This is a genomic window from Alcanivorax sp. HI0083 (assembly GCF_001635175.1).
In genome coordinates, this window is sequence record NZ_LWFX01000751.1 from 1 (window position 1) to 388 (window position 388).

Here is a 388-nt window from a genome sequence, read left to right on the forward strand (position 1 = left end):
AGTGCTGCCGCGCTGACGTATACCACCCTGTTTGCCATCGTCCCGGTGATGACGGTGAGTTTTGCGGTGCTGTCGTCGGTACCCGCCCTGAAAGACAAGGGCGCCCAGTTCCAGGCATGGGCGTTTGAGTATTTTGTACCCTCCGCAGGCAATATGCTGCTCGATCACCTGCAGTCCTTTGCCAAACAGGCAGCAAACCTGACCGGGTTGGGCATTGTGTTTCTGGTGATCACTTCCATCCTGATGCTGAGCACGGTTGAGCAAACCCTGAACCGTATCTGGAAAGTGCAGACCCCGCGTAAAGGTCTCACCAGCTTGTTGATGTATTGGGCGGTGCTGTCATTGGGGCCGATTTGTCTGGGCCTGGGGTTGGCGATCTCGTCGTATC

1 protein-coding gene is annotated in these 388 nt (G+C 56.4%); it reads left to right on the forward strand.

What is annotated here, in order from left to right:
* Positions 1–388, forward strand: a 388-nt coding sequence (locus tag A3754_RS07335) for a YihY family inner membrane protein (RefSeq protein ID WP_156496887.1), incomplete at both ends; no start/stop codon positions are given.